This is a genomic window from Cryptosporangium aurantiacum (assembly GCF_900143005.1).
In the GTDB taxonomy this organism is placed as follows: domain Bacteria; phylum Actinomycetota; class Actinomycetes; order Mycobacteriales; family Cryptosporangiaceae; genus Cryptosporangium; species Cryptosporangium aurantiacum.
Genome location: NZ_FRCS01000007.1, coordinates 321,710 through 335,257 on the forward strand (window position 1 = coordinate 321,710; position 13,548 = coordinate 335,257).

Annotated in this window: 10 protein-coding genes; 4 read left to right on the forward strand and 6 right to left on the reverse strand. The window is 74.3% G+C overall.

Annotated features, from left to right (window positions below):
* The first annotated feature begins 25 nt into the window (after nucleotides 1-25).
* A complete protein-coding gene (locus BUB75_RS24270; protein ID WP_073260090.1) occupies nucleotides 26-1,003 on the forward strand; it encodes a hypothetical protein in 978 nt (325 codons plus the stop codon).
* Between the two features lie 18 nt (nucleotides 1,004-1,021).
* On the forward strand, nucleotides 1,022-3,139 hold the full coding sequence (locus BUB75_RS24275; protein ID WP_073260091.1) for a hypothetical protein: 2,118 nt from the start codon (nucleotides 1,022-1,024) through the stop codon (nucleotides 3,137-3,139).
* 19 nt (nucleotides 3,140-3,158) lie between these two features.
* On the opposite strand, the gene BUB75_RS24280 is transcribed toward BUB75_RS24275, so the two are convergent.
* The 4 genes from BUB75_RS24280 to BUB75_RS24295 form a co-directional block, all read right to left on the reverse strand.
* Nucleotides 3,159-4,529 carry a glucose-6-phosphate dehydrogenase gene (locus BUB75_RS24280; RefSeq protein ID WP_073260092.1) on the reverse strand — a complete coding sequence of 457 codons (1,371 nt, stop codon included), beginning with the start codon at nucleotides 4,527-4,529 and terminating at the stop codon, nucleotides 3,159-3,161.
* Nucleotides 4,530-4,622: 93 nt separating this feature from the next.
* Nucleotides 4,623-6,122: a hypothetical protein gene (locus BUB75_RS45415; RefSeq protein WP_143175375.1), complete on the reverse strand. Its 1,500-nt coding sequence runs from the start codon at nucleotides 6,120-6,122 to the stop codon at nucleotides 4,623-4,625.
* Entirely contained in the window at nucleotides 6,119-7,384 is a 1,266-nt protein-coding gene (locus BUB75_RS24290) for a type VII secretion protein EccE (protein ID WP_073260094.1), read from the reverse strand. Before BUB75_RS24290 ends, BUB75_RS45415 begins: the two co-directional genes overlap by 4 nt.
* Nucleotides 7,385-7,461: 77 nt before the next feature.
* Nucleotides 7,462-7,944 carry an SUKH-3 domain-containing protein gene (locus tag BUB75_RS24295; RefSeq protein WP_178379966.1) on the reverse strand — a complete coding sequence of 161 codons (483 nt, stop codon included), beginning with the start codon at nucleotides 7,942-7,944 and terminating at the stop codon, nucleotides 7,462-7,464.
* 86 nt (nucleotides 7,945-8,030) lie between these two features.
* Here BUB75_RS24295 and BUB75_RS24300 point away from each other — a divergent pair, with 86 nt between their 5' ends.
* Nucleotides 8,031-9,035 carry an HNH endonuclease gene (locus tag BUB75_RS24300; protein ID WP_178379967.1) on the forward strand — a complete coding sequence of 335 codons (1,005 nt, stop codon included), beginning with the start codon at nucleotides 8,031-8,033 and terminating at the stop codon, nucleotides 9,033-9,035.
* 24 nt (nucleotides 9,036-9,059) lie between these two features.
* Here BUB75_RS24300 and BUB75_RS24305 read toward each other — a convergent pair whose 3' ends face one another.
* On the reverse strand, nucleotides 9,060-9,833 hold the full coding sequence (locus BUB75_RS24305; protein WP_073260096.1) for an alpha/beta fold hydrolase: 774 nt from the start codon (nucleotides 9,831-9,833) through the stop codon (nucleotides 9,060-9,062).
* A 69-nt stretch (nucleotides 9,834-9,902) separates the two neighbouring features.
* On the opposite strand from BUB75_RS24305, the gene BUB75_RS24310 reads away from it, so the two are divergent.
* Nucleotides 9,903-12,959 carry an AfsR/SARP family transcriptional regulator gene (locus tag BUB75_RS24310; RefSeq protein WP_073260097.1) on the forward strand — a complete coding sequence of 1,019 codons (3,057 nt, stop codon included), beginning with the start codon at nucleotides 9,903-9,905 and terminating at the stop codon, nucleotides 12,957-12,959.
* A gap of 24 nt (nucleotides 12,960-12,983) precedes the next feature.
* On the opposite strand, the gene BUB75_RS24315 is transcribed toward BUB75_RS24310, so the two are convergent.
* Nucleotides 12,984-13,535, reverse strand: coding sequence for a dihydrofolate reductase family protein (locus BUB75_RS24315; RefSeq protein WP_073260098.1), 552 nt, complete (start codon nucleotides 13,533-13,535; stop codon nucleotides 12,984-12,986).
* Between the last annotated feature and the right edge of the window lie 13 nt (nucleotides 13,536-13,548).

The following is a 13,548-nucleotide window of genomic DNA, read 5'->3' on the forward strand; positions in this document are numbered from 1 at the left end:
AACGGGGGACACGGAAGGAGCTCGTGTGGCCGGGAACGAACTCATCGCCGACCTGGCGGCGATCGGCCAGTACGGCATGAAGATGCAGTTCTTCGCGGGTCAGGCCGGGGTGCCGATCGCGACGAAGCTCTCGGGTGTCGAGGTCGACAGCGCCGGTGCGTTCAACGGGTTCAGCGACGCCGGCACGTTCGCCGAGGGCTCGGTGATGCAGGCCGCGATGGCCAAGCAGTCGTACGCGTTCAACGCGTTCCTCGCCGACATGACCCGCGGGCTGATGGCGATCGGCAACGCCGCCAACGTGTGCGCGCACGCGTACAGCACCGGCGACATCGAGGCGGCCGAGAAGATGAACCTGCTCGGGTTCGCGTTCGCCACCGACCCGGACGCGAAGGCACCGCCCGGAGTACCGAAGGGCATCGGCGAGACGATGCTCGACCAGTCGCTCAAGCAGCAGGACTCCGGTCTGCCCGAGGCGCTCACCGATCCGAACGGTGGGACGACGGCCCAGGTCTACGGCTCCGGCTACCTGACGACGTACTCCGACGGCTCGTCGAAGATGGTGCACAGCGAGCCGATCACCGGAGCGCCGGGAGCGTCCATGATGGTCACCACGATCACCGGCGCCAACGGCCAGGTGATCAGCACTACGACCACCCACACCCGGTACAACGCCAACGGCACCTCGAACGAGTACTTCCGCAAGACCGTCACGGCGGGCACGGAGGTCGACAACGGTGAGGGCAAGAAGACCAAGAGCCCCGACATCACCGTGGTGACCGAGACCAGCGACGCCCCGAACGGCGACAAGGTCATCACAAAAACGACGACGGTCGGGGAGGCGGCGCCGAAGGTCGAGAAGACCACGGTCGACCCGACTCCGACGGCGCCGGTGACCACGCCGGGCGCCGGCCCACTGGAAAAGACGCAGGACGTGCTCGGACCCGAGGCCGGGAAGATCGACTGGCGCAAGGGTTACCAGGGCGTCGAAGCGCCGTCGTCGTAGCGGATCGGGGAACCTCGCATGGGGGACGAGTACTACGGCTACGACGCGGCCGACAACGACAAGCTCATCGAGCTGCGCCATCTCGGACGCCGCACCGGCGACAACCTGACCGAGTACGGCGACAGCTCGGTCGGCTCGGACTACTTCACCGACTACGAGCAGACGTACAAGCCGACCGGCAAGCCCACCGAGACGATGTCCCAGGAGGGCTACGACTACTTCAACAAGACCGACGGGTACGGGCGCACCGGGGCGTCCGGGTCCGGTATCGAGGCGATCTACAAGCGCATCATGGCCCAGAACCCGGGCAAGGTGCAGGCGCTGATCGACCACTGGTACGGCATCGCCGAGGCACTGCGCTCGGTGATGGCCGAGGTCAAGACCAAGAGCGACGACGTCCACAAGCACTGGACCTCTCCCGGCGCCACGCAGTTCCTCACGCTCGGGCCGGGCGCCGCGCTGAAGTCGCTCAACGACTGGCAGATGGCCGCCGCCCAGACGTCGATGATGCTCCAGCTCGTGCTGCACGACCTGCAGGCCAAGCAGACCGAGATCCAGACGCTGTACAAGCAGTACACCGACGAGGTCGCGACGTGGCACAAGGAGATCGAGCTCAAGGGCCCGGAGGAGGTCAAGAACGCCGAAGACCTCTACGCCAAGCACATCGCCGACATCCACCAGAAGTACACGTATCCGGCGCAGGTGATCGAGAGCAAGCTCGCTGACGCCTACTGGGACGGCTACAACGGTGTCGTCTCCAGCACGCCCGGCGTCTACGAGGGACCGACGAACGCGGTCGTCGCGCCGCCGCCGCTCGGTATGCCGAACATGCCCGGCCTGCCCGGCGCCGGTCCGGGCGCGCCGACGGCCATCCCACCGGGCCTGGCGCCGCCGACGCCGGTCAACCCGATGACCGCGAAGCCCGCTCCGCCCACGCCGCCGGTCGCTCCCGGCAAGGGTGGGCTGGCGCCGATCGGCCCGCTGAACCCGGTCAACGCCGGGCCACCGCCTCCGGTGGCGCCCGGCAAGATCGTCCCGCCGGTCGTCCCGCCGGTCGCACCGACGCTGGGGGTGCCGCCGCCGACGATCCTGCCGCCCTCGATCGCGAAGGGCGGCCCCGCGCTGCCTCCCGGCGCCCCACCGGCGCCGGCGCCCCCGCCGAACGTCCGGCCGCCGGTGGCACCGCCCGCACCGACTGCGCCGACGAGTCCGGTGGCGAAGTCACTGGTCAAGGGCGTACTGAAGCCGGGGGGAACCCCGGGAAACCCGAACTTGCCGCCGATGCCGGGCCGGGCGCGGCCGAACGCGACACCACCGGTACCGCCGGGCATGCGTCCGGGCAGCGACCGGCAGTCCCGGCTGGCCAGGCCGGTGTTGGGTGGTTCCGGCCCCGGCGGCGGTCCCAACACTCCGCCGCCGATGCCCGGCGGCGGGCGGCGTCCGGACGCACCGGGCGGCCCCGGCGGCATGCGGGCGATTCGTCCCGGCGGCCCGGGTGGCCCCGGCGGCTCCGCGGGGTTGCCGCCGTCCCCGTTCGCGGGGCCGCGGCCGCCGGGCCCGTCGGTCCTGGGCGGACGCACCGGGCGGCCGGGCGACCCAGGCATCCCTGGTGTGGGCCGTACGCAGCAACCGCCCGGCGCGTTGCCACCGCCCGGGGCCACCCGGCCGGTGCTGGATCGGCGCGCCGAGGCCCCGCCACCGCCACCGCCCGGACGGCAGGCGGCGCAGCGGCCGAACCTGTTCCGCCCGCAGCCCGGAAGCCTGCCCAGCCCCTGGGGCCCGTCGCCGCTGACCCGGCCGGCGGCTCCGGTGCTGAACCAGGCGGTCGGGCACCGGCCGGGGGCCACCGCGCCGATGGGCGTTCCGGACGCGCTGCGGGGCACCGCACCGGGCGCCACCGACCGGCCGACGGACGCGACCCGGCCGGTGACCCCGGCCGACCTGGCGGCGCGCCACCACGCGGACGCGGTGGCCCCGGTGCCGGTGGACCAGTCGCTGGCGGCCGACGCGCCGGTGGTCCGGGACGAGGACGTGTTCGCGCCGGTCACGCCCGGCGGTCCGGTGCTGGCGCAGGGCAGCACGCCGCCGGAGTACCGCACGGAGGAACGCGTCGCGCTCCCCGGGTCGGGCCAGTAGGGGGTCAGGGCAGCAGGGGTCAGGGCAGCAGCGTGTCCTTCGGGCCGCTGCTGCCCGCCGGGTAGTCCTGCAGCGGCACGTCATCCGCCCGCCAGGCCGCGAGCACCGGCTCGACGATGCGCCAGCACGTCTCGGCGGTGTCCCCGCGCACCGACAGCGTGGGGTCGTCGTCGATCACGCCGCGCAGGACCTCGCCGTACGGCGGAAGGTCGCCGGGGCCGAACTCCGAACCCAGCGTCACCGGGTCGAGCACGAAAGGGTCACCCGGCCCGTTGATGTTGACGTCGAGGTCGAGCCGGTCCGGCGTGAACCCGATCCGCAGCCGGTCGGGCCGCTCCGGGCCGGTGAGGCCGAGCGGCGTGCGGGGCGGCTCCCTGAACGTGATCACGGCTTCCTTGCGGAGGTTGCCGACGGCCTTGCCCGACCGCAGCCGGAACGGGACCCCCGCCCACCGCCACGTGTCGACGGCGACCACCATCTCGGCGAGCGTCTCGGTGTGCCGGGCGGCGTCCACACCGGGCTCGTCGGCGTAGGCCGGAAGCTGCCGGTCGCCGATCCGGCCCGCGGTGTAGCGGGCGCGGCGGCTGAAACCCACCGGGTCGTCGTTCCACACGCTGGTCGCGCGAAGCACCTGCGCCTTCCGGTCGCGGAACTCGTGCGCGTGCAGGCTCGGTGGGGCGTCCATCGTGAGCAGCGCCAGGATCTGCAGCAGGTGGCTCTGGACCATGTCCATCAGCGCACCGGCACTGTCGTAGTAGCCCGCGCGTGACTCCAGCCCGAGGTCCTCGTCGAACACGATGTCGACCGACGCCACGTGGACGTTGTTCAGCAGCGGCTCGAAGATGCGGTTGGCGAACCGCAGGCCGAGGATGTTCAGCACGGTCGACTTGCCGAGGAAGTGGTCGACGCGGTGGATCTGCGCCTCGGGGACGATCTGGGTCAGCAGGTCGTTCAGCGCGGTCGCGGAGGCCGCGTCGACGCCGAACGGCTTCTCGCAGGCGAGCCGGGTGCGCGCCGGAACGCCGATCTCGCGCAGCGCAGCGCACGCCTTCGCGGTGACCGACGGCGGCAGCGCGAAGAACACGATCACCTCACCCTGGCAGGCGTCGAGTAGCCGCTTCAGGTCCGCGCCGTGCGTCACGTCGGCGCGGAGGTAGCGGGCGGCGTCAGCGACCTGCGCGGCCCGTTCGCCCGGGGTGCCGAACGACTCGCGGACGCGGGCCCGCCAGCGTTCGTCGTCCCAGTCGTCGGTGCCCGCGCCCAGCAGCGCGAGGCCGTCCGCGCCGCCGGAATCGAGGAGGCGCCCGAGGCCGGGCAGGAGCAGCCGCGCGGTGAGGTCACCGCTGGCGCCGAGGATCAGCAGCGTCTGGCCTGGGTTCGTTCCGGTCATGGCATCACCATGCCCGGGGGGTCACCGGCGTATGCGCACTCGCTGACGCGATACCGGGGTATAACTCGCGCTTGGACCCCGGTAACGCGTCGATCAGCGGGCGGCGGGGGCTGGAGCCTCGTACCGGTGGGCGGGGCCGAACTGGGCGCGCTCGATGCGGGTCGGTTGCGTCCAGACGTAGCGGGGAGCGCCGTCGTCGAACAGCGCGAGCATGTCGTCCTGGAGGTTGCGGACCAGCGCGTGCGACTCCCGGGTGAGGCGGAGCAGCGACGTTCCCGCGGTCGCCTCCTCGGGCTCCAGCCGCTGCACCGCGACCAGGCTCGCCTCCCGGATCGCCGGGAACGCGTACGCGGTGAGCTGCGACACCACCGACAGCTGGGCCTGCCACGGCCCGAGCGTGCCGTTGACCGTTCCGGTCAGCGCGCTCCCGTCCCGGACGACGAGCACCGGGGCGTGCGGCGATGAGGGAGCCCGGAACGGGGTGTCGAGCGGGCGGACCAGCACGCGCTCGTCCGAGCCGGTGGCCCAGCGTCCGAAGCCGTTCCAGGCCTCCGGGCGTCCGGTGAGGACGGTCACGGATGCCCCGAGCGCCAGCGCGCGGAACACCAGGACGCGAGCCGCCCACAAACCGCCCACCAGCGCGATCCGGGTCGGCTCCGGCTGGAACAGGCGCGCGGTCGCCACCGTGTCGTCCGCGTCGAAACCGAGGACCAGGCCGGACGCGGTGCGCGGCGGGCTCAGCCGGCGCAGCGCCGGTCCGGTGGCGACGTGAGCGCCGACCGCGAGCCGGGGGAGCAGCCCCAGCCAGCGAGCGCGGCGGCGCCCGTTCGGCTGGACGGTTGCGCTGTAGACGGTGCCGGTCGGCGTGTGCGGCGGATCGGGCGGTGGGGAAGGGACCGCGGCGGCGACGGTGGCCGGAGGAGCGACGGCCGCCGCGTGCGCGGCCTGCCCGGCGGCAGCCGCGCCCCCCGGCGCGGACAGCACCCCCGGTTGGGCGACGCCCGGCTGCGCAAGGCCACCGGGCTGCGCAAGGCCACCGGGCTGGGCGAGGGCGCCGGGCTGGGCAGGAGTGCCAGGTCGGACCGTGCCCGGCTGGGGCAGCGCCCCAGGTGTGGGCGGCGCGGCGGGTCGCGCGGGCGCGGCCGGTGGATACGCCGCCGGGCCGCTCGGCATCGCGGCGCCGGGCGCCGGGCCGGTCGGTGCGGTCGCGGCGCCGGTGAGCCACGGCTGCCCCGGCGCTGCCGGGCGGCCGGGCGCGGGCATCTGCTGTCCGCCGCCGTACGGCTGGTGCGGGTGGCCCGACGCGGCCCCCGGCTGGGGCAGCGCCCCAGGCGAGGGCAGCGCGGAGTACGGCGCGGCCCCGGCGTGCGGAGCCCCGGCGTGTGGCTGCCCGGCGTGTGGCTGCCCGGCGTGCGGCGCGGGATAGGGCGGGCCGGAGCGCGGCGCGGAGTGCGGTGGTGCGGAGTGTGGCGGCGCGGAGTGGGGTGTTACCCCGGAGTGCGGTGGTGCGCTTGCGGGCGGTGGTGCCGAGTACGGGGGCCCGGACTGCGGCGCAGCAGTGTGCCGGGGCTCGCCCGACTCGGGCGTCGTCACAGGACTCCCACCCCGGTCGGCGCGGTCGCGTACACGGCCGGAGCCTGCTCCCCGTCGAGCGGGAACAGGTGCGCGCCGTGGTTCCGTGCGGTGGTGCGCAGGAGGGCGACCGTCCGGCCGATCGTCTCCGGCGCATCGACGACCCGGACCAGGCACCGCAGCTCGGCCCCACCGCTCCCCGGCGTCATCGCGAGGCTGATGCTGGTCAGCGCCGCGGGCGACCGGTACAGCGCGGCCAGCAGCGGCCCGCACCGGTCGAGCGACGGCCACGACCGGATCCAGAAGCACTGGTGGTCGAAGCCCGCCGCGCGCCACCCGCCCCAGGACTCCACGGCACTCCGCCGCTCGGTGCCCGCCGGGCTCACCTCCACCGCGAGCGAGTGGACCAGCGCGTCCAGCAGCCCGTCCCCGTCCAGCACCTGGTGGGCGAACCCGCTGCGCTTCAACACGTTCCCGATCCGCCGGACCAGCGCGCCCAGCACCGTCGGGACCTCGCTGATCGCCTCCGGCTCCGCGACCGCGACCTCGGCCACCGCCTTCGCCTCGATCCGCACGGTCACCCAGCAGAGCTGGTCGCCGACGCTGACCGGGGCGACCGTGACGTCGGTCCCGCCGCCGAGCGGGCGCAGCAACTCCCGATAGGACTCCGCCGCCGGATCGGTGCGGGCCGTGTCGTCGCCAGGGACCGTGTGCACGACCAGCTGCACGACGCTGCCGGGTTGCTCGGCGTCGGCCAGCGACCGGGCCAGCTGATCCAGCGGCGGCAACGCCTGCGCCTCACCGCGCAACCCAGGAGTCGGCTGCACCGCGACGACCGCGAACCAGCCCGCACCGTCCCGGCCCACCCCCAGGCGCGTACCGCCGACGCCCTCCACCGTCTCGACCGTCAGTTCCGGCGCCAGATCGCGCAGCGTGGTCAGCCGACGATCGTCCGCAAGCAACCGGGCGGACGCCCGACGACGGCGATACCGGGAGCGGAGCACCAGTCGCTCGGCCGCCCACCGCCCGCGGAAGCGGGCGAACACCACGACCGGGAGCACGACCGCGACCCCCCACAGCGCCGGACGCACCCATCCGGTGGCGTTCCAGCCGACCACCGCGAGCACGAGCGCCAGCTCCAGGCAGACGATCTGCAGAACGTTGACCGGACCGAGGTGACCGGGGCGACGCCGGCGACGGAGGGTGGCCGGTTCCTGATCGGTGGGTAACTGCGCACCCACGCGAGCGACCGCCCGTACGCGCGGCGAGTCGATCGTGGCCACTGCGCTTCCCTTCGGAGTCGAAAGGATTGGGGTCCCCTTCGGAATCGGATCTACTGCACGATAGCGCCGCCAGGTGACTACCAGGTGCCGTCGTCGTGCACGCGTGGCGGCGCCGCTCCGGTCACCAGCGTCGTCAGCGCGCGGTCGACGTCGTCGCCCAGGAACCACTCGCCGCCGGCGTCCAGCGCGAACACCCGCCCGTGCTCGTCGATCGCCAGCACCGCGTCGTCGACACCCTCGATGCCGAGCGGGAACACCGCGACGCCCAGCGCCCGCCCGAACGCGGCCAGCGTCGCCGCGCTCGGCGGAACCATCGTCGGGTCGACCGCGAACGGGCGGCGGCGCAGCGCGACCCCGGGACCGTCCTGATCGACGTAGAGCCCGGCGAACTCGGTCAGGGCCTGCTCGGCCGCCGGGAACGGCACGTACCGCGATCCGTCGGCGGCGGTCTGTGCGCACACCGTCCGGATCGCCTCGGCGGCCGCGTCGGCGACCGACCGGCCCTCGGTCCAGCCGGCGCGCTCCAGCACGGCTTGGACCTCGCCCGGAAACCGCTGCACCGTCGTCCTCCGCGTCTTCGTGCACCGGCAGATCCGAACGGCCGACGCTGGGAAACAACTTACTGGCCATGACCTACCCTCCCGGTATGCCGTCCGACCCATTGCCGTCCGCGCAGGCCACGCGTCGGCTCCCGGGCAGCGGCTGGGCCGCGCGGATCCGCCCGTTCGACTCGCCGGTGCTGCGGGTCCGGTACCGCGGCGGCATCGCGTACGACCTGGCCGGCCTGCCGGTCTGGGACCTGCTGGCCCGCGCGGTCGTGCAGCTCCCGGACCCGGAACCCGGTCTCACCGTGGACGAGATCCGGGTCGCCGACGTGCTGACCGCGAACGAGGTGATGCTCGCCACCGGTGACCCGCTCTGGTGGGTCAACGCGAACGACCACACGGCGCTGACGCCCCCGGGCTGGGTGTGGGCGCACCTGTTCGGCTCCCGGCGGGTCGCGCTGGTGCCGGCCGTGGCGTACGGGGCGTTCCGGCACGTCGGGGGTGTGGCGACGCTGCCGGTCGACCGGTCGGTCCGCGGCGTCCGGGTCGACGAGCCGGTGGCGGTGCCGTTCGCCGAGCCGGCACCGCTGGGGGAGAACGTGCTGGGCGCCGTCGAGCGGCGGATCGGGCAGCCGCTGCCGGACGCCTACCGGCGGCTGCTCGGCGCGGCGACCGGGGTCGGCCCGACCGCGCCCGGCGTCCACCCGGAGCACGGGTTCGTCGTCGACCAGCCGTTCTTCGCGGTCGGCCACGCCGACCGCCACCAGGACCTGCTCTACGCGCGCCACTGGTTCACCGACCGGTTCACCGCCGACTACCTGCCGATCGGCTACGTCCAGGGCGGTGTGCTCGCGCTCCGGCTGACCGGTCCGGACGTCGGGTCGGTCTGGTTCGCCGACGACGACGATCCGCGGGACGACGACCGGTACGACGCCGCCGGGTACTGCGCCGAGCTGCTGGTGCGCTGCGCGGACGACCTGGACGCGTTCCGGTCGGCGCTGTCGGTGGTGCCGCGTGCGCTGGTGGACGTGGTGGTCACGCGGGTCACGTCCGGCGCCGCCGCCCCGATCGAGGTGCCCGGAGCCGGTGCGTCCCTGCCGGGCTGACCCGCGATCAGGGCTGGCCCGCGATCAGGGCTGACCCGTGGTCGGGGCCGACTCGAGGAACTCGTCGATCATCGCGGCCAGCCACTCGGCGCGCTGCGGAACCATCGTGTGGGTGGTGCCGGGCAGGATCGCCAGCCGGCAGGCGGGCAGCGCGGTGACGTCGCCGGGCACCCCGCCGCCGAGCAGCCGGAACAGCTCCACCACGTGTTCGGGCCGGACGATGTCGGCGTCCCCGAACACCAGCAGCACCGGGGCGGTCAGCGCCGCCAGCTCCGCGGGCGTCCACTCGGGAGGGCTCGCGTCCAGCGCGGTCACCTTGGTCACCAGACCGGCGAAGCCCGCCGGGTCGGGTGCGGTGCGCAGGTACTCCTCGTGCAGCTCGGAGCCGTGCAGGTGCTCGGGCGCGAGGTCGGCGACGCCGTCCAGCAGCCCGGGGTGGAGCCCGTCGGCGGTGACGCTCACCGAGGCGAGCACGAGCCCGCCGACCCGGTCGCCGTGGTCGGTGCCGAGCCGCAGCGCGATCGCCGCGCCCAGGCTCCAGCCGAACACGTCCGCCACCGGGACCCCGAGCCGGTCGAGCAGCTCGACGACGTCCGCAGCGCAGTGCTCGACGGTGAGCGGCCGCTCGGCGTCCGGCGTGTGCCCGTGTGCCTGCAGTTCGACGGCGAGCACCCGGCGGTCCTTCGCCAGCAGCGGCAGGATCATCCCGAACGAGGTGCCGATGCCGGACAGCGCGCCGTGGATCAGCACCAGCGGGCGGCCGTCCGGGCGGCCGTGGTCCTCGTAGTAGATCTCCATGTGTCCAACGATGGCTGGGCCCCCTTACGATTCGCTTCTGACCGGCTCGGCCCCGCGGAAGGTGATGCTTTGCAGTTCGGTGTGCTCGGGCCGCTGCAGGTCACCACCGACGACGGCACGCCGGTCGTCGTCCCCGGCGCGAAGGTGCGGTTGCTGTTGGCGGACCTGCTGACCCATCGCAACCAGGTGGTGTCCGCCGACCGGCTGATCGACGACCTGTGGGGCGCGGACGCGCCCGCGAACCCGGCCGGGGCACTTCAGGTCCGCGTCTCTCAACTGCGAAAAGCCCTGGCGGACGCCGAGCGGGGCGGGCGTGACCTGGTGGAGTCCCGCGCTCCCGGCTACCTGCTGCGCACCACCGCGGTCGACGCGGACCGGTTCGCCGCGCTCGCCACCGGGTCGGACGCCGAGTCGCTGACCGCCGCGCTGGCGCTCTGGCGCGGTGACGCCTACGCCGACCTCGCCGACGAGGAGTTCGTCCGGGCGGAGGTCACCCGGCTGGCCGAGCAGCGTCTGGTCGCGTGCGAGCGGCTGGCCGCCGCCCGGCTCGCGCGCGGCGAACACGACCTGGTCGCCGCGGACCTCGCCGAGCTGGTGGCGGGCAACCCGCTCCGGGAGGCGCTGCGGGCGCTGCACATCCGGGCGCTCTACGCGGCCGGTCGCCAGGCCGAGGCGCTGGACAGCTACGCGGACCTGCGCACGCGCCTCGCCGACGAGCTGGGGCTGGACCCGAGCCCGGAGCTGGTCGCGCTGCACGGCAAGCTGCTCGCGCAGGACGCCTCGCTCGCGGGGCCGCCGGCCGCCGCCCGGATCCGGAATAGCTTTCCCGCGCGGCTCGACGAGCTGGTCGGCCGCGGTGAGGCACTGGCCGAGCTGCGTCGGCTGGTTCCGTCCCGGCGGCTGGTCACGCTCGTCGGCCCCGGTGGCGTGGGCAAGACCCGGCTGGCCACCGAGGTCGCCGGGGGTCTCCGCGCCCCGGACGGCGTCCACCTGGTCGAGCTGGCCGCGCTGGCGCCGGGTGACCCCGCAGTCGCCGAGCGGGTGCTGGCCGCCCTGGACGTGCACGAGGCCCCCGGCTCCCGGGTGACCCCCGTGGACCGCCTCACCACCGCACTCCGGGGCCGGAACCTGATCGTCGTCCTCGACAACTGCGAACACGTCCTCGACCCCGCCGCCGACCTGGTCGGCCACCTGCTCCGGGACGCGCCGGACGTCACGGTGCTGGCCACCAGCCGCGAACCGCTCGGGTTGACCGGCGAGGTGGTCTGGGAGGTGCCGCCTCTGCCCCTGCCGGACGACGAGAACGATGTGGACGCCGTCCGGCGCTCCGCCGCCGCGCGGCTGTTCACCGCACGGGCGGCGCAGCAGCAGCGGACATTTCGCCTGGACGAGCACACCGCACCCGCGGTCGCCCAGCTCTGCCGCCGGCTGGACGGCCTGCCGCTCGCGCTGGAGCTGGCCGCCACCCGGGTCCGGTCGCTCGGGCTGGCCGGGGTCGTCGAGCGGCTGGACGACCGGTTCACGCTGCTCACCGCCGCGACGCGGGACCGGCCGTCCCGGCAGCGGACGCTCACCGCGGTGATCGGCTGGAGCTGGGACCTGCTGTCGGACGCCGACCGCCAGGTGCTGGCCCGGCTGGCGGTGTTCAGCGGCGGCTGCACCGCGGACGCGGCGGTCCGGGTCTGCGCGACCGACGTCGACACGCTCGCGGGCCTGGTGGACCGGTCGCTGGTGGTGCTCGACGACGGGGCCACCCCGCGCTACCGGCTGCTGGAGTCCGTCGCCGCGTTCGGCCTGGAGCGGTTGGGCGACCATGCGGACGCGCGTGCCCGGCACGCCGCGTACTACACCGAGCTGGCCGAGCGCGCCGACCCGGCGCTGCGCGGCCCGCAGCAGGCGGAGTGGCTGGCCCGGCTGGACGTGGAGAGCCCGAACTTCCGTGCCGCGCTCGACCACGGCGGTGGCCTGCGCCTGGCGAACGCGCTGACCTGGTACTGGTTCCTGCGCGGGCGGCTCACCGAGGCGCGGCGGGCGCTCGCGCTGGACGGCGATCCGGCCGAGGAAGCCAGGGCGGTGCCGTGGCGGCTCGGGTTCGCGATCCTGCACGGCGCCCCGGTCGCGGCCGATCACGTGCGCAAGGTCGTCGCGGGATGCGCGGACGACCGATCGGCCTGGTTCGTGGGGAGCGCCGTGCTCGAACGCAGCGAGGTGGCGCTGGCCGACGAGCTGCTGCCCGCCGAGCCGGCCGACCGCTGGACCGAGGCCGTGGTCGCCAGCACCCGGGCGATGCTCGCGCACGCCACCGGCGACCTGGACGCGCTGGAGCGGTACGCGACCCGCAGCGCGGAGATCTTCGCCGAGCTGGGGGACCTGTGGGGGCGGCTTCGCGCCTCCGACTGGCTCGGTGGCCTGGCCGAGATGCGCGGTGACCACGACGCCGCGGCCGCGCTGCACCGGGAGGGTCTGCGCTGGGCGGAGTCGCTCTCGCTCTGGCCCGAGGTCGGCGGCAAGCTGTCCTGGCTGGCGTGGCTCGCGGTGCAGAACCGCGACTACGCCCGGGGCCGGGAGCTGGCCGAGCGGGCGCTCCGGCTGGCGGTCGAGCAGGGCACCGCGTCCGCGATCGTGTTCGCCGAGCTCAGCCTCGGCATCGCCGCCCGCCGGTCGGGGGCGCTCGATGTTGCGGTCGAGCACCTCACCGGGCTCGTCGACCGCGGACGCGCCGAGGCGCAGCCCGCGCTCTACCTGCCGATGATCCTGGTGGAGCTGGGATACGCGGCCGAGCAGCGCGGCGACCCGGACGCCGGGCTGGCGCTGCACCGCGAGGCGTTCGCGGTCGCCCAGCGGTTCGCGGTGGCGCAGGAGATGGAGCTGCCCCGGGACGCGATCACCGCGGTGGAGGGGATGGCGTCCGCGGTGGCCTCGCCGTCGCCGGAGACCGCGGCGCGCCTGCTCGGCGCCGCGGCGGCGGCCCGGGTGGCGGTCGAGGCTCCGGCGGCGCCGGCCGAGCGCGACGACACCGACCGGGTGGCCGAACGCCTCGTCACGACGCTCGGCCCCGACCGCTTCGATGCGCTCCACGCCGAGGGGCGGGCGCTCGCCGCGGAGGAGGCCGTCGCCCTCCTCTGAACGGTCGCGCCCACCCCGCCCGGATCAAGCAGCCTTGGGGCGGTAGCTGGCGATGATGACGCCGCTCTTGTGGATGCGGGTGTCGAGCAGCTCGAACGTCGCCGCGTACTCGCCCAGCGGCGTGGTGACGCTTGGTCCGCCCACCAGCACCGGGTGGATCCAGAACCGCACCTCGTCGACGAGCCCGGCGGCGATCAGCTGCGTGGTGACCGAGCCGAACCCGTACTGCAGGATGTCCTTGCCGTCCTGCTTCTTGAGCGCAGCGACCGCTTCGACCAGGTCACCCTGCAGCACCTCGCTGTTGCGCCAGCTGGGGTTCGTCAGCGTCCGCGAGGCGACCCACTTCTTCACCGAGTTGAAGTAGGCGGCGCCGGTGGACGGGTCACTCTCGTCCATGTTCGGCCACGCGGAGGCGAAACCCTCGTAGGTCGCCCGGCCCATGAGCAGCGCGTCCGCGTTCGCGGTCTGCTCCCCGGCGAACGCCGAGGCCTCGTCGTCGAAGTACGGCGCGGTCCACATCGGGTTCTCGATGACGCCGTCGAGGGTCAGGTACGTCGAGTTGATGAGCTTGCGCATGATCGTCTCTCCA

Coding starts and splice junctions, on each gene's coding strand:
- BUB75_RS24275 (WP_073260091.1), top strand. CDS start 1,022: ATGGGGGACGAGTACTACGGCTACGACGCGGCCGACAACGACAAGCTC.
- BUB75_RS24305 (WP_073260096.1), bottom strand. CDS start 9,833: ATGGAGATCTACTACGAGGACCACGGCCGCCCGGACGGCCGCCCGCTG.
- BUB75_RS24300 (WP_178379967.1), top strand. CDS start 8,031: ATGCCGTCCGACCCATTGCCGTCCGCGCAGGCCACGCGTCGGCTCCCG.
- BUB75_RS24315 (WP_073260098.1), bottom strand. CDS start 13,535: ATGCGCAAGCTCATCAACTCGACGTACCTGACCCTCGACGGCGTCATC.
- BUB75_RS24280 (WP_073260092.1), bottom strand. CDS start 4,529: ATGACCGGAACGAACCCAGGCCAGACGCTGCTGATCCTCGGCGCCAGC.